The sequence below is a fragment of the Variovorax sp. GW458-11-26-14-LB1 genome, from assembly GCF_059423965.1.
Genome location: NZ_JBWKYW010000021.1, coordinates 20,011 through 37,557, shown reverse-complemented (window position 1 = coordinate 37,557; position 17,547 = coordinate 20,011). Strand labels below are relative to the sequence as shown.

Annotated in this window: 16 protein-coding genes and 3 tRNA genes; 7 read left to right on the top strand and 12 right to left on the bottom strand. The window is 68.0% G+C overall.

Annotation, left to right across the window (positions count from 1 at the left end; all coding sequences use genetic code 11):
- Position 1: 1 nt before the first annotated feature.
- Positions 2–610: a response regulator transcription factor gene (locus AC07YS_RS15805; protein WP_495268504.1), complete on the bottom strand. Its 609-nt coding sequence runs from the start codon at positions 608–610 to the stop codon at positions 2–4.
- A gap of 104 nt (positions 611–714) precedes the next feature.
- Complete coding sequence (locus AC07YS_RS15800) at positions 715–1,026, bottom strand: hypothetical protein (protein ID WP_495268505.1); 312 nt, start codon at positions 1,024–1,026, stop codon at positions 715–717.
- Between the two features lie 252 nt (positions 1,027–1,278).
- Between AC07YS_RS15800 and AC07YS_RS15795 the strand changes: the two genes are divergently transcribed.
- Positions 1,279–2,967, top strand: a complete 1,689-nt coding sequence (locus tag AC07YS_RS15795) for an InlB B-repeat-containing protein (protein WP_495268506.1) — start codon at positions 1,279–1,281, stop codon at positions 2,965–2,967.
- A 60-nt stretch (positions 2,968–3,027) separates the two neighbouring features.
- Here AC07YS_RS15795 and AC07YS_RS15790 read toward each other — a convergent pair.
- The 6 genes from AC07YS_RS15790 to AC07YS_RS15765 form a co-directional block, all read right to left on the bottom strand.
- Positions 3,028–3,115 (bottom strand) — tRNA-Ser (locus AC07YS_RS15790).
- A gap of 32 nt (positions 3,116–3,147) precedes the next feature.
- Positions 3,148–4,410: a radical SAM family heme chaperone HemW gene (hemW, locus tag AC07YS_RS15785; protein ID WP_495268507.1), complete on the bottom strand. Its 1,263-nt coding sequence runs from the start codon at positions 4,408–4,410 to the stop codon at positions 3,148–3,150.
- A gap of 3 nt (positions 4,411–4,413) precedes the next feature.
- Entirely contained in the window at positions 4,414–5,013 is a 600-nt protein-coding gene (locus AC07YS_RS15780; protein WP_153282271.1) for a non-canonical purine NTP pyrophosphatase, read from the bottom strand.
- A gap of 70 nt (positions 5,014–5,083) precedes the next feature.
- Complete coding sequence (rph, locus tag AC07YS_RS15775; protein WP_062476315.1) at positions 5,084–5,815, bottom strand: ribonuclease PH; 732 nt, start codon at positions 5,813–5,815, stop codon at positions 5,084–5,086.
- Between the two features lie 55 nt (positions 5,816–5,870).
- Positions 5,871–6,779, bottom strand: coding sequence for a PP2C family protein-serine/threonine phosphatase (locus AC07YS_RS15770; protein ID WP_062476311.1), 909 nt, complete (start codon positions 6,777–6,779; stop codon positions 5,871–5,873).
- A 5-nt stretch (positions 6,780–6,784) separates the two neighbouring features.
- Entirely contained in the window at positions 6,785–7,792 is a 1,008-nt protein-coding gene (locus AC07YS_RS15765) for a serine/threonine protein kinase (RefSeq protein WP_056573330.1), read from the bottom strand.
- A gap of 91 nt (positions 7,793–7,883) precedes the next feature.
- Here AC07YS_RS15765 and AC07YS_RS15760 point away from each other — a divergent pair, with 91 nt between their 5' ends.
- The 4 genes from AC07YS_RS15760 (at position 7,884) to AC07YS_RS15745 (ending at position 12,017) form a co-directional block, all read left to right on the top strand.
- Positions 7,884–8,807, top strand: a complete 924-nt coding sequence (locus AC07YS_RS15760; RefSeq protein ID WP_492731104.1) for a YicC/YloC family endoribonuclease — start codon at positions 7,884–7,886, stop codon at positions 8,805–8,807.
- Positions 8,808–8,821: 14 nt separating this feature from the next.
- Positions 8,822–9,442, top strand: a complete 621-nt coding sequence (gmk, locus tag AC07YS_RS15755) for a guanylate kinase (RefSeq protein WP_062476362.1) — start codon at positions 8,822–8,824, stop codon at positions 9,440–9,442.
- A gap of 31 nt (positions 9,443–9,473) precedes the next feature.
- Positions 9,474–9,677 carry a DNA-directed RNA polymerase subunit omega gene (gene rpoZ, locus AC07YS_RS15750; RefSeq protein ID WP_013543330.1) on the top strand — a complete coding sequence of 68 codons (204 nt, stop codon included), beginning with the start codon at positions 9,474–9,476 and terminating at the stop codon, positions 9,675–9,677.
- 96 nt (positions 9,678–9,773) lie between these two features.
- Positions 9,774–12,017 carry a RelA/SpoT family protein gene (locus AC07YS_RS15745; protein ID WP_095746649.1) on the top strand — a complete coding sequence of 748 codons (2,244 nt, stop codon included), beginning with the start codon at positions 9,774–9,776 and terminating at the stop codon, positions 12,015–12,017.
- Between the two features lie 9 nt (positions 12,018–12,026).
- Here AC07YS_RS15745 and greB read toward each other — a convergent pair whose 3' ends face one another.
- Complete coding sequence (gene greB, locus AC07YS_RS15740; RefSeq protein ID WP_062476302.1) at positions 12,027–12,608, bottom strand: transcription elongation factor GreB; 582 nt, start codon at positions 12,606–12,608, stop codon at positions 12,027–12,029.
- Between the two features lie 98 nt (positions 12,609–12,706).
- Between greB and AC07YS_RS15735 the strand changes: the two genes are divergently transcribed.
- Positions 12,707–13,267: a thermonuclease family protein gene (locus AC07YS_RS15735; RefSeq protein ID WP_495268508.1), complete on the top strand. Its 561-nt coding sequence runs from the start codon at positions 12,707–12,709 to the stop codon at positions 13,265–13,267.
- A 69-nt stretch (positions 13,268–13,336) separates the two neighbouring features.
- Here AC07YS_RS15735 and AC07YS_RS15730 read toward each other — a convergent pair.
- A tRNA-Arg gene (locus tag AC07YS_RS15730) sits at positions 13,337–13,413 on the bottom strand.
- 216 nt (positions 13,414–13,629) lie between these two features.
- Here AC07YS_RS15730 and AC07YS_RS15725 point away from each other — a divergent pair.
- Positions 13,630–14,055, top strand: a complete 426-nt coding sequence (locus AC07YS_RS15725; protein ID WP_062476298.1) for an HU family DNA-binding protein — start codon at positions 13,630–13,632, stop codon at positions 14,053–14,055.
- Positions 14,056–14,240: 185 nt separating this feature from the next.
- Here AC07YS_RS15725 and AC07YS_RS15720 read toward each other — a convergent pair.
- Together AC07YS_RS15720 and AC07YS_RS15715 are read right to left on the bottom strand one after the other, a co-directional pair.
- A tRNA-Arg gene (locus AC07YS_RS15720) sits at positions 14,241–14,317 on the bottom strand.
- 82 nt (positions 14,318–14,399) lie between these two features.
- The gene (locus AC07YS_RS15715; RefSeq protein WP_495268509.1) at positions 14,400–17,534 is read right to left on the bottom strand and encodes an efflux RND transporter permease subunit; all 3,135 of its coding nucleotides are present in this window, start codon (positions 17,532–17,534) and stop codon (positions 14,400–14,402) included.
- Positions 17,535–17,547 lie beyond the last annotated feature (13 nt).

Here is a 17,547-nt window from a genome sequence, read left to right as displayed (position 1 = left end):
CTCATTCCTGGGCCAGCCACAGCCCCGCGCGCCGCGCCTGGACCAGCAGGTGGGTGCGGTTGCGCGCGTCCATCGTGTCGAGCAGCGCCGTGATGTGGAGCTTGACCGTGCGCTCCGCGATCGCCAACTCGGCGGCGATCTGCTTGTTCTGGCGGCCTTGCGCCACCAGCAGCAGCACTTCGAGCTGACGCGGCGTGAGGCTCGCGACCGGCAGGCCGGTGCGCGAGGTCAACACGTCGAAAGACTCGCCACCCGCGGCCACCTCGTCCAGCGCCGCCGCGATGTGTGCCACCGAGCGCGACTTGCCGATGAAGCCGGCCGCACCCGCGGCGCGTGCGCGTGCGGCGAGTGCCGGCTCTTCGTCGCCCGAGATCATCAGTCGCGACACGAGCGGATGCCGGGCACCGAAGAGGCGCAGGCCTTCGAGGCCGTCTTCACCGCCCAGGCGGTAGTCGATCAGCACGATGTCGGGCGCACACTGCGAGGCGCGCGCCACGCCCTCGGCCAGCGAGAGCGCGGTCTGCACTTCGAACTCGGGGCGGGCGTGCGTCAGCGCATGCGCAAAGCCGACTCCGAACAGCGGGTGATCGTCGACAAGCAGGAGTTTCATGGTGCCGTGATCCTCGGGTGCGGGCCCGGCCCGCGCCCTCTCCTCGTAGGGCGCCATTGTTGTCCACGCCGGCGCATCGGTGCCGCACCGGCTTTCGCGAAGCCTCAGTTGCAACGGCCGGCGGCGCGCAGCAGCGCATTGCAGGCCGGCGCAGGTGCGGTCGTCGGCCGCGTGGCGGAGCGGCGTGCGGACGCGGGGGCGTCGCTCTGGCGCATCTCCTGGCAGATGGCGTCGCTGACCACCCGGCCCACCACCGACACCGAACCCTCCACGTAGCAGCTGTAGACCCGCCCGCCGTCGGTGCGGGCCTGGAAGGTCGTCTGCACGCCGCTGTCGGCCCGATTCGAGATCGTGAAGGCCTGCGGCGGTAGGCCCAACGCACGCGAGGTGCTCGTGACGATGGCGTCGTCGGTCACGGCATGCGAAGCGCATCCGCCTGCCAGAGCGGCAGCGATGAGAAGCAAAGGCGAGCACAGGCGCGTTCGTGAAGAGGTCATGCAAGGAGCCTATCGGGACACCTTGCGCCAGCCCATAGCACCTTAGGGCAGGTGCCCGAAGGTGCTATGGGCCGCACGCGCAGCCGTCCCTACGATCCGCCCCTCTTGAACGGACAAGCAAGCACAAAAGGCGCCGGGCCCCGGCGCCAGCAGACGAGGAGGAACACGGACATGACGAAGACGAGCAGCTACGGACGGTGGATGGTGTGCGCAGGGGCGCTGGCCCTGCTGGCGGCCTGCGGCGGCGGTGGTGGCGGATCAGGCGGCGGCGCGTTGCCACCCCTGGGCATCTTTCCGCCCGCGCCCCCACCGGTGGCAGTGACCCATCGCCTGGAGGTCGGCATCACCGGCAACGGCCGCGTCGGATCGCAGCCCGCAGGCATCGACTGCCCCGATCGCTGCAGTGCGGATTTCAGCGCGGGCACCGAGGTCATCCTCGCAGCCACGCCGGCCGCAGGACAGGTGCTCGGCAACTGGGGCGGCGCCTGCAGCGGCAGCGCCGGCACCTGCACCGTGCGGATGGACGCGGCACTCGGCGTGACGGCCACTTTCGTGGCCGCACCGCCCGTGATCGGCTGGGGCGATGCAGCGGCGCTGTCGGCCGGCGGCGCCAGCCTGCCGAAGACCGCGATCGATGCGCAGGGGCGCGCGCTGGTCGTGTGGCGCCAGGTCGAAGGCAACTCGCAGGTGGACCGCCTGTGGGGCAGCCGCTACCTGCCCGGCAGCGGCTGGACCGCACCGCAGCGCCTCGAGGCCAACGCCGGCGGCGTGCGCGACATCCGCATCGCCATCGACAAGCCCAGCGGCCGCGCCGTCGTGCTGTGGACCCAGCTGAGCTCCGTGACCGGCTACGACCTGTGGGCGCTGCCCGTCGACCCGGCGGGCGGTTGGGGCAGCCCCGCGCTGCTGGAAACCGGCACCGGCATCGTCGGCAACGCCAGCGTGGGCATCGACGCCAACGGCAACGCCGTCGCCGTGTGGTCGCAGATCGGCCCGGCCACGCGCTTCAGCATCTACGCCAACCGCTACACCCCCGCCGGCGGCTGGGGCACCGCCGCGCTCATCGAGACCAACGAGGTCGTGGGCAGCGTCGACGGCGACCCGGCCGTCGTGGTCGCGGGGTCGGGCGAATCGGTCGCGGTGTGGAAGCGCTCCGACGGCAGCAGCGCCTCGCTCTGGACCAACCGCGCCAACGCAAGCGGCACCTGGGCCACGGCCACCGAACTCGTGCCCGACACCGGCACCGGCCACTCGATCGGTGCCCACGACCTGGCGATCGACGCCGCCGGCAACGCCCTGCTCGCCTGGGGCCAGGCCGACCTGCCCGGGGGCAGCAACCAGTGGGAGAGCGCCGTGTGGTTCAAGCGCTTCTCGGGGGGCGCGTGGCAGAGCGGCACCGCGCGGGTGGGCGCTCCGTTCGTCGCCACGCAGGCGTTGTTGAGCACGCCTGTGCTGCGCATGAATGCGGCGGGTACGGCGGTCGTGAGCTGGGGGCGGCTGGATAACGCGCTCATGGCGGCGACGGCGGCGCCGGGGGCTGCGTTCGGCGCGGACCGTGTGGTGCGGGCGGCGGCTTCGCAGGCGTTGGCGAGCTTGCCTGCATTGGGTGTGGACGATGCGACCAATGCGCTGGTGGCGTGGGCGCAGGGCAATGGGGTGGGGACCAGCGATCTTTATGCGGCTCGGCACACGCTGGCGGATGGGTGGGGGACGCCGGTGGCTCAGGAGGGCACGGATGACGTTGCGACTGCGCCGGATCTGGCGATGAATGAAGGGGGGAATGCGGTGTTGGCTTGGCAGCAGTTTGAGGCTGCGAGTGGGACGCGCATTCTGGTGCGGCAGTACGGGTCCGGGAGGTAGGTTGCGCGAGGGGGCAAGTGGCTTGCCCCCGATCGCGAGCCCGCATGAACAACAGGCTGATGGCGGAGAGTGTGAGATTCGAACTCACGGACGCTTTCACGTCGGCAGTTTTCAAGACTGCTGGTTTAAACCACTCACCCAACTCTCCGGAACCGTCGATTTTATGCCGACGGCGCAGCCTTACTCGTCATCGGGCAGGAACAACGTCTGCAGGTCGCTCAAGAAGTCGAGTCCGCGCTCGGTGGGCCACACGCGGAACAGGTCGCGCGCGACGAGCCCCTTGCGCTCGGCCTCTTCCAGGCCGCGCTGGATCGACGTCATCGCCAGGCCCGTGCGCTCGCTGAACTGGGGCAGCGTGAAGCCCTGCTTCAGCCGCAGCGCATTGAGCATGAACTCGAACGGCAGGTCGGCCAGCGCCACTTCGTCGCTCTGCGACACGGCCATGCCGGCGCGCGCGTTCTCCATGTACAGGCGCGGTTCGCGGTAGCGCACCTGCCGCACGATGCGGTGCGCGAAGCTCAGCTTGCTGTGCGCGCCGGCGCCGATGCCGAGGTAGTCGCCGAACTGCCAGTAGTTGAGGTTGTGCGCGCACTGGTGCCCGTCGCGCGCATAGGCCGAGACCTCGTAGCGCGACATGCCGCTCGCGCCCGTGCGTTCGGTGATGCGGTCGAGCATGGCGTAGGCGATGTCGTCCTCGGGCAGCGTGGGCGGGAACTTGGCGAACCAGGTGTTGGGCTCGATGGTGAGGTGGTAGATCGAGATGTGCGGCGGCGCGAGGGCCAAAGCCTGGGTCAGGTCGGCATCGAGGCCTTCCATGGTCTGGCCCGGCAGGGCGTACATCAGGTCCAAATTGAAGGTGTCGAAGGCGCTCGCGGCCTCTTCCACCGCGGCAATGGCCTGGGCGCGGTCGTGCACGCGGCCCAGCGCCGTGAGGTGCTCGTCGTTGAAGCTCTGCACACCCACCGACAGGCGCGTAACGCCGGCCGCGCGGTAGGCGCGGAAGCGGTTGCGCTCGAAGGTGCCGGGGTTGGCCTCGAGCGTGATCTCGCACTCGGGCGCGAGCTTGAGGCGTGCGCGCACGTCGCCGAGCAACCGGTCGATGGCTTGCGGCGAGAACAGGCTGGGCGTGCCGCCGCCGATGAAGATGGTGTGGACGGTGCGGCCCCAGATCAACGGCAGCGCGGCGTCGAGGTCGGCGATCAGGGCGTCGATGTAGGCGGCTTCGGGAAGGCCGTCGATGTCGGCCTCGGTGGTGGCGCGCCACTCGTGCGAGTTGAAGTCGCAGTACGGGCACTTGCGCAGGCACCACGGCAGGTGGATGTACAGCGACAGCGGCGGCAGCGCGGCGAGTTGCAGCGGGCCGGGGCGCATCCAGTGCAGCACGTCATTGGCCTGAGGGGCGCCGCCGGCTTGGGCGGGCTGGATCGGGAAGACGGTGGCCATGGGTCAGAACCAGCGCTCGCGCATCAGGGCGAGCATGGCCTGCGCGGCGCGGCCGCGGTGGCTGTGGGCGTTCTTCACGTCGGGCGGCAGCTGGGCGAAGGTCTTGCCGAAGGTCGGCAGGTACATGACGGGGTCGAAGCCGAAGCCGTTGTCGCCGATGGGCGCGGGGGCGATCTCGCCGACCACGCGGCCGACGGCAATGAGCGGCTCGGGGTCGTCGTGGCGACGCAGCGCGACCAGCGTGCTGACGAGCGCGGCGCGGCGGTTGACCACGCCGTCGAGTTGTTCGAGCAGAGCCTTCACGTTGTTGGCGTCGCCCTTGGCGTAGCCGAATTGTGTGGCGTAGTAGGCGGTGTCGACACCCGGCAGGCCGCCGAAGGCATCAACGCACAGGCCGGCGTCGTCGGCGATGGCCGGCAGGCCGGTGGCGGCGCTGGCGTGGCGCGCCTTGGTGAGCGCGTTCTCGACGAAGGTGCGGAAGGGTTCTTCAGCCTCGCCCACGCCCAGTGCCGACTGCGGCACCAGGGTGACGGACAGCTCGGCAAACAGCTGCTGGAGTTCGGCGAGCTTGCCCGCGTTGTTGGAAGCCAGAACCAGTTTCATGGAAAGTCAAAGATGGCTGTGATGCCCAGCGAATGGGCGCCAGTGGCTGTGGGTTGGGGTCGTCGTTCAGTCAGTTCGAAAGCAGGGCTTGCTGCTGCAGGCTCACGAGTTCGCCGATGCCCTTCTCGGCCAGGCCGAGCAGGAGGTTCATTTCTTCGCGCGTGAAGGCCACGCCTTCGGCCGTGCCCTGCACTTCGACGAAGTGGCCGGCGCCGGTCATGACGACGTTCATGTCGGTGTCGCAGGCAGAGTCTTCGGTGTACTCGAGGTCGAGCAGCGGCGTGCCGTCGACGATGCCCACCGAGATGGCGGCCACGTGGCCCTTGATGGGCGAGGTCTTGAGCGCGCCGGAGGCCAGCAGCTTGTCGACGGCGTCCTGTGCGGCCACGAAGGCGCCGGTGATGGCCGCGGTGCGCGTGCCACCGTCGGCCTGCAGCACGTCGCAGTCGAGGTGGATGGTGCGTTCGCCCAGAGCGGCGAGGTCGAACACGGCGCGCATCGAGCGGCCGATGAGGCGCTGGATTTCCTGCGTGCGACCGGTCTGCTTGCCCTTGGCGGCTTCGCGGCTGCTGCGGGTGTGGGTGGCGCGCGGCAGCATGCCGTATTCGGCCGTCACCCAGCCTTCGCCGCTGCCCTTCTTGTGCGGGGGCACTTTTTCCTCGACCGAGGCGGTGCACAGCACGCGGGTCTGGCCGAACTCGATGAGCACGGAGCCCTCGGCGTGGATGGTGAAACCGCGGGTGATGCGCACGGGGCGCAGCTGGTCGGCGGCGCGGCCGCCGCTTCGTGTGAAAGCAGTCATGTGTCTGGAGGAAACCGAAAAAGAAAAAGAAAAACCGCGAGACCCGATCAGGAGATCAGGTCTTGCGGGCGGCAGAGCGGCGAATGGCTTCGTTGATCTCGGCGATGGAGCGCTCGATGGCGTCTTCGTCGAGGTCGTCGATCTCGCTGTCGGACGGCATGCCGGCCTGGATGGTCGAGGCGAACACGCCGTCGTCGATGGTTTCGGTGGACACGCCGCGGTCGTCGCCGGGCGTCTCGGGCATTTCCCATTCGAGCGCGATCAGCGTCACGTTGTCGCTGTGAGCGCCGCCCTTGCGCAGCGCCATTTCGGCGAGGTCGGGCGCGGCATCGGACACGGGCTTGCCTGACGACAGGGTGTGCACGATGACGGCGTCGTCGAGCACGCCCCAGACGCCGTCGGAGCACAGCATGAGGCGGTCGCCGCGCTGCAGCGGCAGCGGCGCCGACACGTCGAACAGCGGCGTGGTCGGCGAGCCCAGGCAGGTCAGCAGCAGGTTGCGGTTGACCGGCGCGTCGGTGGCGCCGTGGGGCTTGGGGCGCTCGGCGTGCGAGTGGTCGCGCGTGCGGGTCAGCAGGCGGCCGTCGCGCACGACGTACAGGCGCGAGTCGCCGCAGTGCAGCCAGGTGGCGGTGGCGTTCTGCAGCACGGCCGCGACCACGGTGGTGCGGGGCGTGTCGAGCATCGCCTTGTGGCTCGCGTACCGCATGATCTGCTGGTGCGCCGACATGGCCGATTCGGCCAGGAAGGCCTTCACGTCCTTCACGGTGGGGCGGGCCTCGCGCTGGTACAGCGCGGCGATGGTCTGCAGCGCCAGCTGGGCCGCCACTTCGCCTTCAGGATGGCCGCCCATGCCGTCGGCGAGCACGAACAGACCCGACTCCCGCGTGTAGCAATAGCCCATGCGGTCTTCGTTCTTGAGACGGCCACCCTTGCGGCTGACCTGGAACACGGAGAACTTCATGTCGCTCAGGCCGGTCGGGTGGTGGGCGCGGCGGCGCGCGGCAGGCTCTTCTTGTCGAAGGAGCGGATGTTGTCGATCGACAGGCGCACCTTTTCGCCGACCGTGAGCTTCGTGTAGCGGCGCTCACCTTCGCGGCTGAGTTCTTTTTGCAGCGCAAACACCGACTGCGGACGCGAGAGCGGGTCGAGCGACATGCACCACTCGACCACCTCGATGAGGTTGTCGGAGTACACGCCACGCAGGCGCGAGAGCGACAGGCTCAGGCGGTCTTTCTCGATGCGCCGGGGCGCGTCGTTGGGCGGATAGCCCTGCATGCAGGCGTAGATGCAGGCGCCGATGGCGTAGATGTCGGTCCAGGGGCCCATCGACGAATCGCGTCGGTACATCTCGGGCGCGGCGAAGCCGGGCGTGTACATGGGGCGGATGAAGATGCCCTCTTTGCTGAGCACTTCGCGGGCGGCGCCGAAGTCGATCAGCACGGCGCGGTCGTCGTCGGTGACGAAGATGTTGGCGGGCTTGATGTCCAGGTGCAGCATCTTGTACTGGTGGACGATGCGCAGGCCGCGCAGGATTTCGTCGAACAGCGAACGGATGGTCGATTCGCGGAACACCTTCTGCCGCTTCAGGTCGCGCGCCGTGACCACGAAATCCTGCAGGGTCGCGCCCTCCAGGTAGTTCATGACCATGTAGACGGTCTCGTTTTCGCGGAAGAAATTGAGCACGCTGACCACCGACGCATGCGAAATCTGCGCGAGCGAGCGGCCTTCTTCGAAAAAGCTCTTGAGCCCCAGGCGGTACAGCGACAGCTTCTCGGGCGGCACCTGCGGCGCCAGTTCGCCGGGGCCCCGCGTGGCGAGCGACGAAGGCAGGTATTCCTTGACGGCGACTTGCTGGCCGTTCGGGTCGATCGCGAGGTAGACCACGCCGAAACCGCCCGCGGAAAGCCGGCGAACAACGCGATATCCGCCAATGACCGTATCGGGCAACAGGGGCGTAGGCTTGACCTTTGACATAATCCGGGAGTTTCGCCCGAAGGCGATGGTGCGGCAAGCGAACGCTGTACCGACGCCTCGGTGCTTGCAAGCAAAACCACAGTGAGGCGCAATGCCAGTTTACAGCATGACCGGCTACGCCAGCGGCCAGAACGGCCCCGCAGGCAGCCACTCCGAAGCCGATGCACGGCCCTCCGCCGCGGGCCGGCTCGGGGTCGAAATCCGCTCGGTCAACAGCCGCTTTCTCGACCTCACCTTCAAGCTCCCCGAGGAGCTGCGCCAGCATGAGACCGCGCTGCGCGAGCTGCTCACGGGCAAGCTCAAGCGCGGCAAGGTCGAGGTGCGCGCAGCCATCGAGAACACGTCCCAGGCGGGCGTGGTCGAGCCCTCCGTCAAGCTGCTTCAGCGGCTGAACGGCGTGCAGGACGGCATCCGTGCCTGGCTGCCCGGCGCCCGCGAGCTCAGCGTGGCCGACGTGCTGCGGCTGGCCGGCGGCGACGGCGCCACGCGCGGCGACTGGGGCCCCGACCTGCTCGACGTGGCAGGCAAGGCGCTCGAGGCGCTGATGTCGGCCCGCCAGCGCGAAGGCGCCCGGCTGGCCAAGATGCTCGAAGCGCACCTGGCGCAGCTGCGCACCCTGGTGCAGCAGGCCGGTCCGCTGGTGCCGCAGCTGGTCGAACAGCAGCGCACCCGCTTCCTGGAGCGCTGGCAGGAGGCCATGGGCCTGACCGCCGGCACGGGCGGCACGCTGCCCGAAGCCGCCCAGGACCGCGCCCTGACCGAAGCGACCGCCTTCGCGATCCGCATCGACGTGGCGGAAGAGCTCACCCGGCTGAATTCACACCTCGACGAGATCGAGCGGCTGCTCAAGAAGGGCGGCGAGATCGGCAAGCGGCTGGATTTCCTGATCCAGGAACTGCACCGCGAAGCCAACACCCTGGGCTCCAAGTCGGCGGCCCTGGAACTCACGCGCATCGGCGTGGACATGAAGGTCCTCATCGAGCAGATGCGCGAGCAGGTGCAGAACATCGAATGACGACGAGCCTTCCCATGGACTACCCCGGCAATATCTTCGTGGTCGCTGCACCCAGCGGCGCTGGCAAATCGAGCCTGGTCAAGGCGCTCATGGAGCTCGACTCGGCCGTCCAGCCCTCGGTCTCCCACACCACGCGCCCCCCGCGCGGGCAGGAAAAGCACGGCCGGGAGTACTTTTTCGCTTCCCCGAGCGAGTTCGACGCCCTGATCGCGGCCGACGGCTTCGTCGAATGGGCCCATGTGCACGGCCACCGCTACGGCACGTCGAAGAAGGCGGTCGAGGAGCGGGTGGCCCTGGGCACCGACGTGATCCTCGAAATCGACTTCCAGGGCGCGCTGCAGATCCGCAAGACCTTTGCCAACGCGGTCATGATCTTCATCCTCCCGCCCAGCTGGGAAGAGCTGCGCTCCCGCCTGGAACGGCGCGGCGAAGACAGCGCGGCGGTGATCGAACTGCGCCTGAAGAACGCGGCCGAAGAGATGGCCCAGGCCGGAAAATTCGATTTCGTTATAATCAACGAGTTATTTGAGCGCGCACTTTTCGATCTCAAGGCGATCGTCCACGCGCAGCGGCTTCGGTATTCCGCACAGCGCAGAGCCCGTGCCGATACGTTCGCCGCACTGAACATCCCTTGAAATCCCCGCTCACCGACCGAAAGAATTCATCATGGCCCGCATCACCGTCGAAGATTGTCTCGTTCAGATCCCGAACCGTTTCCAGCTCGTTCTCGCCGCCACGTACCGTGCGCGCATGCTGAGCCAAGGTCACGCCCCCAAGATCGAGAGCAAGAACAAGCCCGCCGTCACGGCCCTGCGCGAAATCGCCGAAGGCAAGATCGGCATCGAGATGCTCAAGAAAGTGCCGGGCTGATCTTCTGACGCAGCCCTGCAACGAAAAGGCACCGCATTGCGGTGCTTTTTTTACGTCTGGACGCGTCCACAGAGCGGTCACGCTAAAGTGGTAGCCATGAGCGCGGTCGCCAAACCCCCGTCCCCCACGCCGAAACCGAGTCCGGCGGCGCTGAACGCGGCCGCCGCGAGTTTTGCTGCGCTGACGGCCCGCCTCGACTACCTCAGCCCCGAAGACACCGAGCTGGTTCGCCGGGCCTACCGCTTCGCCGACGAGGCCCACCTCGGGCAGCTGCGCAACAGCGGCGAGCCGTACATCACCCACCCCATCGCCGTGGCCGCGCAGTGCGCCGAGTGGAAGCTCGACGCGCAGGCGCTCATGGCCGCGCTGCTGCACGACGCCATCGAAGACTGCGGGGTCACCAAGCCGGAACTCATCGAGCGCTTCGGCGCCCCGGTTGCCGAGCTGGTCGACGGGCTCACCAAGCTCGACAAGCTGCAGTTCAACACGCGCGAAGAAAACCAGGCCGAGTCCTTCCGCAAGATGCTGCTGGCCATGGCGCGCGACGTGCGCGTCATCCTGGTCAAGCTGGCCGACCGCACGCACAACATGCGCACGCTGGCCGATGCGCCGCGCGAAAAGTGGGCCCGCATCTCGCGTGAAACGCTCGAGATCTACGCCCCCATCGCGCACCGGCTGGGCCTGAACCAGACCTACCGCGAGCTGCAGGACCTGTCGTTCCGGCACCTCAAGCCCTGGCGCTACGCCACACTGGCCAAGGCCGTCGCCAAGGCGCGCGGACGACGACGCGACCTGATCCAGAAGGTGCAGAAAGAGGTCGAGACGGCCTTCTCCGCCGCCGGCATGACGCTGCGCATCGCGGGCCGCGAGAAAACGCTCTATTCCATCTACCGCAAGATGGAAGAAAAACACCTGAGCTTCGCGCAGGTCACCGACATCTACGGATTCCGGCTCATCGTGCCGAACGTGATCGCCTGCTACACCGGCCTGGGCATCCTGCACCAGATGTACAAGCCGCTGCCGGGCAAGTTCAAGGACCACATCGCGATCGCCAAGCTCAACGGCTACCAGTCGCTGCACACCACGCTGGTGGGCCCTGCCGGCGTGAGCGTGGAGTTCCAGCTGCGCACCGAGGCCATGCATGTCGTGGCCGAATCGGGCGTCGCCGCACACTGGCTCTACAAGGCCGCCGAGCCCAATGCCGCGAGCAACGACCGGCTGGGCACCAAGTGGCTGCAGTCGCTGCTCGACATCCAGGACGAGACCCGCGACGCCGCCGAGTTCTGGGACCACGTCAAGGTCGACCTGTTTCCCGACGCCGTCTACGTCTTCACGCCCAAGAGCCAGATCATGGCGCTGCCGCGCGGCGCCACGGTGGTCGACTTCGCGTACGCCATCCACAGCAACATCGGCGACCACACCTCGGCCGCGCGCATCAACGGCGACCAGGTGCCGCTGCGTACCGAGCTGAAGAACGGCGACGTGGTCGAAGTGATCACCGCGCCCGTGTCCACGCCCAACCCCGCGTGGCTGGGCTTCGTGCGCACCGGCCGGGCACGCTCCAAGATCCGTCACTACCTGAAGACGCTGGCGCATGCCGAGTCCGAAGGCCTGGGCGAGAAGCTGCTGGCGCAGGCGCTGCGCGCCGAAGGCCTGGGCAAGCTGCCCGAGGAAGACGACGAACACCAGGCACTGTGGGAGAAGCTGCTGCGCTTCACCGGCAACCGCACCCGCGCCGAGCTGCTGACCGACATCGGCCTGGGCAAGCGCATCGCGAGCATCGTCGCTAAGCGGCTCATGGCGCTGCTGGCCGAGATCGGCGAGCGCCCCGACGCCCTCCTCCTGAGCCGCGAGCGCTTCACCTCGCACGAGGCCGTGTCGCAAGGCGCCGTCACGCTCGACGGCAGCGAGAACTCTTCCGTGCGCTTTGCGCAGTGCTGCCGGCCCATTCCCGGCGACCAGATCGTCGGGTACCTCGGGCACGGCGAAGGGCTGGTGGTGCACACCGACGATTGCGGCGTGGGCCAGCGCCTGCGCAACAAGGACAGCGAGCGCTTCTTCGCCGTCGAATGGGCCGACGAGCCGACGCGTGCCTTCGAGACCGGCGTGGTCATCACCGTGCGCAACGACAAGGGCGTGCTGGCCCGCGTGGCGGCCACCCTGGCCGATGCCGAGGCCGACATCACGCACGTGGAAATGGCCGACGAGACCCCGCAGGATTCGACCGACCTGCGCTTCGTGATCGCGGTGCGCGATCGCACGCACCTCGATGCCGTGCTGCGCGCCGCGCGCCGGACCGCGTCGGTGCTGACCGCGGCGCGGACGATTCCGGCGCCCTGAGTTCGCGCGTTAGTTCGCCGGTGTGCGCGGCGCCGGATAGCTCACCGACAAGATCTCCACCTCGTGCGCCCCGCCGGGCGTCACGAGCTTCACCACGTCGCCTTCGCGCGCCTTGAGCAGCGCACGCGCGATCGGCGAGATCCAGCTGACCTCCGACTTGGCGCTCTCGGCCTCGTCGATGCCGAGGATCGTGACGCTGCGCTCCTCGCCGGTCTCGTCGGCATAGCGGACGGTGGCGCCGAAGAAGACCTGGTCGCGCCCGTGGTGCACCGACGGGTCGGTGATCTCCGCGATCTCGAGCCGCTTGCCGAGGAAACGGATGCGTCGGTCGATCTCTCGCAGGCGCTTCTTGCCGTAGAGGTAGTCGCCGTTCTCGGAGCGGTCGCCGTTCTTCGCAGCCCAGTGCACGGCCTCGACGACCTTGGGGCGCTCCTCGTCCATCAGCTGCAGCAGCTCGTCGCGCAGGCGCGCGTAGCCCTCGGGCGTGATGTAGTTCTTGCTGCCCGCCGGCAGCGCGGGTGCGGCGCCACCTGCGCCGTCATCGTCGTCGTCCGCATCGGCGTCAGACTCCTTGGTGAATGCCTTGTTCAATGCAGAGCCCTTCAAATCGGAAATACTGGGCGCCCTTGCCGCGCCCTACAAGCCGGTGAGTTTGCCGCAACCGCCATGCCCAGGAGACAGGAGCCCCCGTGATCGCCACCGGACATTTCTCATGCCGTCGCCATGCCTCGGCGGGGCTTCATTTGTACGCTCTCACGGTCCTTGCTGCCGCACTGGGCTTTCTTCCCTTCGACACCCACGCCAGGACGCAGACCTGCTTCGTCGTGAGCATCCACAGCGGCGACAGCCTCACCGCCCGCTGCGGCGACGCAGCCAGCGCCGATGCGTGGCGCCGCGTGCGCCTGCAGGGCATCGAGGCGCCGAAGCCGGGGCAGCCCTTCGCCGAGCAGGCCCGGCAGAAGATGCACGACATGGTCCGCCTGAAGCCAGCGGACGTCGACTGCGACGCTTCCACATCCCATGCCCGCGAGCGCATCTGCCGCGTGGTGGTGACGCCGGATTCGGCACCCCATGGGCCGCGAACGCTCGACGCAGGCCTGGCATTGCTGACCGTCGGATTGGCACGCTGGCAGCCCGCGCAGGCGCAACGCCTGTCGCCCCAGGAGCGCGGACAGTATGAATTCGCGGAAGAAGAAGCCAGGGCCAAGCGGGCCGGCCTCTGGAAGGACGTGCGACCGGCGCGTCCTTGATGCGGGCACGGTGCAATGACCAGCCAAAGAAAAAGGGTTAGCTCGAAAAACGAGCTAACCCTTGAAGAGTGGTGCGGCTGGCAGGAATTGAACCCACGACCCCTTGGTTCGTAGCCAAGTACTCTATCCAACTGAGCTACAGCCGCACAGCTTTCGATTATAGCGTGTTTTTTCGCCCGCCCCAACCTTTGTGATCGAAAGCTGAAAATACGGACAACGGCCGCCCGCAATGGGGCTTGTTGCAACGCATCCGGCCCGCGCCGCTCCAAAGTGACCCTTCCGACCCGGTACACTCCGCCCCGCCCGGAATAAGCCTGGGCCGCCGTAGGCAACACGGCGCCATACCATCCAAGGAATACTGAATGAACCGCATCGAACTGGTCGAGAAGATCGCCACCACCCACAACCTGAGCAAGGCCGAGGCCGCACGCGTCCTCGAAACGATCACCAGCAGCGTCGTCGCTGCCGTGAAGAAGGGCGATTCGGTCCAGCTGGTCGGCTTCGGTACTTTCAAGCAAGTCGCACGCGCTGCACGCTCGGGCTTCAACCCCCAGGCCGGCACCAAGATCAAGATCGCCGCCACCAAGGTGCCGAAGTTCGTCGCCGGCGCTGCCTTCAAGGCCGCCATCGACCCCAAGGCCGCCAAGCGCAAGGCTGAAAAGGCCGCTGCTGCACCCGCTGCCAAGAAGGCCGCCGCTCCGAAGAAGGCAGCCGTCACCAAGGCTGCTGTCACGAAGGCAGTCGTCGCCAAGGCTCCCGCCAAGAAGGCCGTCGCCAAGAAGAAGTAAGACGCCTAGTGCGACGCTGCACAGGACTGGCCTGGCAGTTGTCCGTATCGACGTCAAAAAGCCGCCCTCGGGCGGCTTTTTTGTGGGCGCCTGCCGCGCAGCGAGTGCGGGCAGCGAAACCCTCTGTGCGAGGGCCCCAAACGAAAATAGCCTGGAAGAGAAACTCTTCCAGGCTATTCGAGAGATGGTGCGGCTGGCAGGAATTGAACCCACGACCCCTTGGTTCGTAGCCAAGTACTCTATCCAACTGAGCTACAGCCGCGCAGCCTTGAATTCTACCCCGCCGAAAGCGCTGTTCCGGCGAGGCCTTCAAAAAAGCTTCACGGCCTTGCGATGCGACGGCCTCAGGCCACCTGTTCGCCGCCCTCCTGCGCCTTTCGCCCCATCAGCCTTGCGGCCACGCGCTTCACCAGCAGGTAGAACAGCGGCACGAAGAAGATGCCCAGCGCCGTCGCCGCAAGCACGCCGCCGAACACCCCGGTGCCGATCGCGACCTGGCTGCCCGAGCCCGCGCCGGTGGCCACCGCCAGCGGGATCACGCCCGCCAGGAAGGCCAGCGAGGTCATCAGGATCGGTCGCAGCCGCAGGCGCGCGCCTTCGGCCACCGCTTCGAGCAGCGGCACGCCACGGCGCAGCGCGGCTTCCGCGAACTCGATGATCAGGATCGCGTTCTTGGCCGACAACCCGATGGTCGCAAGCAGCCCCACCTGGAAGTAGATGTCGTTCGACAACCCGCGCAGCGCCGCCGCGATCACCGCGCCGAGCACGCCCAGCGGAATCACCAGCATCACCGACACCGGCACCGACCAGCTCTCGTACAGCGCCGCCAGGCACAGGAAGACCACGAGGATCGACAGCGCGAACAGCAGCGGCGCCTGCCCGCCCGACAGCCGCTCCTGGTACGACAGGCCGCTCCAGGCCTGGCCCGTGCCGCTCTGCTTCTTCGCGAGGGTCTCGATGGCCGCCATGGCCGTGCCCGAGCTGGTGCCCTGCGCGGCCGCGCCCTGGATCTGCACCGCGGGCAGGCCGTTGTAGCGCTCGAGCTGCGACGCGCCCTGCGACCAGCGCGTGGTGGCAAAGGCCGAGAACGGCGTCATCGCCCCCGTGCTGCCGCGCACGAACCACTGGCCGATGTCGTCCGGCGCCGAGCGGTACGGCGCATCGGCCTGCACGTACACGCGTTTCACGCGGCCGCGGTCGATGAAGTCGTTGACGTAGCTGCCGCCCCAGGCAATGCCCAGCGTGGTGTTCACGTCGTCCAGCGACAGCCGCAGGGCCGAGGCCTTCAGCTGGTCGATGTCGACCTGCAACTGCGGCGTGCCCGCCACGCTGTTGGCGCGCACCGACTGCAGACGCGGGTCCTTGTTGGCCTCGCGCACCAGCTTTTCGCGCGCCTGCAACAGCCGCTCGGCGCCCATGCCCGAGATGTCCTGCAGCCAGAACTCGAAGCCGTTCGACTCACCCAGCCCCTCGATGGGCGGCGGCACCATGCCGAAGACCTCGGCGTCGCGCTGCTGCTTGGCCAGCGCCTTGCCGGCACGCTCGACGATGGCGTGCGCACGCTTGTCCGCACTGGCGCGTTCGGACCAGTCCTTCAGCGAGACAAACGCCATGCCCATGTTCTGCCCCGAGCCGCTGTAGCTCCAGCCGGTGAGCGTGAAGATGGTGTCGGTCGTGTCCTTCTCGGTCTCGAGAAAGTGCTTTTCGATCGCGCGGTTCACTTCGTCGGTGCGGCCCGAAGTGGCGCCGGCCGGCAGCGTCGCGATCACCATCACGCTGCCCTGGTCCTCTTCCGGCAGGAAGCCGCCGGGCAGGCTCAGGTACAGCAGGCCCATGCCGGCCACGATGGCGACGTACACGGCCGTGAAGCGCAGCGGCTTGCGCAGGATGCGGCCCAGCACGCCCACGTAGCGGCCTTGCGCGGCGTCGAAGCGGCGATTGAAGGCGCCCAGGAAGCCGCGCGTGCGCGGCGGCACGCCGGCCTTCAGGAAGCGCGCGCACAGCGCCGGGATGAGCACGATGGCCACCACCACCGACAGCACCATCGACGCGATGATGGTCACCGAGAACTGCCGGTAGATCACGCCCACCGAGCCGCCGAAGAAGGCCATGGGCAGGAACACCGCCGACACCACCACCGCGATGCCGACCAGCGCGCCGGTGATTTCCTTCATCGACTTGATCGTGGCGGCCTTCGCATCGAGCCCCTCTTCGTGCATGACGCGCTCGACGTTCTCCACCACCACGATGGCATCGTCCACCAGCAGGCCGATGGCCAGCACCATGCCGAACAGCGTGAGCACGTTGATCGAATAGCCGAAGGCCGCCAGCACGCCGAAGGTGCCCAGCAGCACCACCGGCACGGTGATCGCGGGGATGACCGTGGCGCGCCAGTTCTGCAGGAACAGGAACATCACGACCACCACCAGCGCGATGGCCTCCAGCAGCGTCCGGATGACCGACTGGATCGAGATCTTGACGAAGCGCGTGGTGTCTTCCGCGTAGGCCACGCGCAGGCCGGCAGGCAGCGAGCGCTCAAGCTCGGCGATGCGCGCCTTCACCGCGCGGGCGGTGGTCAGCGCGTTGGCGCCGGGGGCCAGCATCACGGCCGAGCCCGCGGCCGGGTGGCCGTTCAGGCGCGTGGTCTCGGCATACGACTCGCTGCCGATCTCCACGCGTGCCACGTCACCCAGCCGCACCACGGCGCCGTCGGCCTGCGTCTTGAGCACGATGGCTTTGAACTGGTCGGGCGTCTGCAGCCGCGACATCGCGGTGACAGTGGCGTTCAGGTGCTGCGTCGGTGCCGACGGCCGCGCGCCGATCTCGCCCACCGACACCTGCGTGTTCTGCGCAGTGATGGCGGCCGTGACGTCGGACGGCATCAGCTGGTAGCTGGCCAGCCGGTGCGGGTCGAGCCAGATGCGCATGGCGTACGCCGCGCCGAAGGCCTGCACCGAACCCACGCCGTCGACGCGGCTGATCGGGTCGCGCAGGTTGCTGGCCATCCAGTCGGCGATGTCGGTGTCGGTGCGCTGGCCGGTCTCGTCGTACAGCGCCACGATCAGCAGGAAGTTGTTCTGCGACTTGGCGACCGTCACGCCCTGCTGCTGCACCGCCTGCGGCAGCCGGCTGGTGGCCTGGCTGACCTTGTTCTGCACCTGCACCTGTGCGGTGTCGGGGTCGATGCCTTGGCGGAAAGTGACGTTGATCTCGGCCCAGCCGGCGGCGCTGCTGGTCGACTTGAAGTACATCAGGCCGTCGATGCCCTTGAGCTGCTGCTCGAGCACCTGCGTCACGCTGTTTTCCACCGCCTGCGCCGAGGCGCCGGGGTAGTTGGCCGACACGACCACGGTCGGCGGCGCGATGTCCGGGTACTGCGACACCGGCAGCGTGCGAATGGCCACGCCGCCGGCCAGCATGATGAGGATGGCAATGACCCAGGCGAAGACGGGCCGCTGAATGAAGAAATGGGCGATCACGGGAGGTTGTCGC

Excerpts from the sequence above, each read along its gene's own strand:
- AC07YS_RS15770 (WP_062476311.1), bottom strand. The coding sequence starts at position 6,779 with ATGAAGTTCTCCGTGTTCCAGGTCAGCCGCAAGGGTGGCCGTCTCAAG.
- AC07YS_RS15780 (WP_153282271.1), bottom strand. The coding sequence starts at position 5,013 with ATGAAACTGGTTCTGGCTTCCAACAACGCGGGCAAGCTCGCCGAACTC.
- rpoZ (WP_013543330.1), top strand. The coding sequence starts at position 9,474 with ATGGCCCGCATCACCGTCGAAGATTGTCTCGTTCAGATCCCGAACCGT.
- AC07YS_RS15805 (WP_495268504.1), bottom strand. The coding sequence starts at position 610 with ATGAAACTCCTGCTTGTCGACGATCACCCGCTGTTCGGAGTCGGCTTT.
- AC07YS_RS15725 (WP_062476298.1), top strand. The coding sequence starts at position 13,630 with ATGAACCGCATCGAACTGGTCGAGAAGATCGCCACCACCCACAACCTG.
- AC07YS_RS15795 (WP_495268506.1), top strand. The coding sequence starts at position 1,279 with ATGACGAAGACGAGCAGCTACGGACGGTGGATGGTGTGCGCAGGGGCG.
- rph (WP_062476315.1), bottom strand. The coding sequence starts at position 5,815 with ATGACTGCTTTCACACGAAGCGGCGGCCGCGCCGCCGACCAGCTGCGC.
- AC07YS_RS15745 (WP_095746649.1), top strand. The coding sequence starts at position 9,774 with ATGAGCGCGGTCGCCAAACCCCCGTCCCCCACGCCGAAACCGAGTCCG.
- hemW (WP_495268507.1), bottom strand. The coding sequence starts at position 4,410 with ATGGCCACCGTCTTCCCGATCCAGCCCGCCCAAGCCGGCGGCGCCCCT.
- AC07YS_RS15760 (WP_492731104.1), top strand. The coding sequence starts at position 7,884 with ATGCCAGTTTACAGCATGACCGGCTACGCCAGCGGCCAGAACGGCCCC.
- AC07YS_RS15765 (WP_056573330.1), bottom strand. The coding sequence starts at position 7,792 with ATGTCAAAGGTCAAGCCTACGCCCCTGTTGCCCGATACGGTCATTGGC.
- gmk (WP_062476362.1), top strand. The coding sequence starts at position 8,822 with ATGGACTACCCCGGCAATATCTTCGTGGTCGCTGCACCCAGCGGCGCT.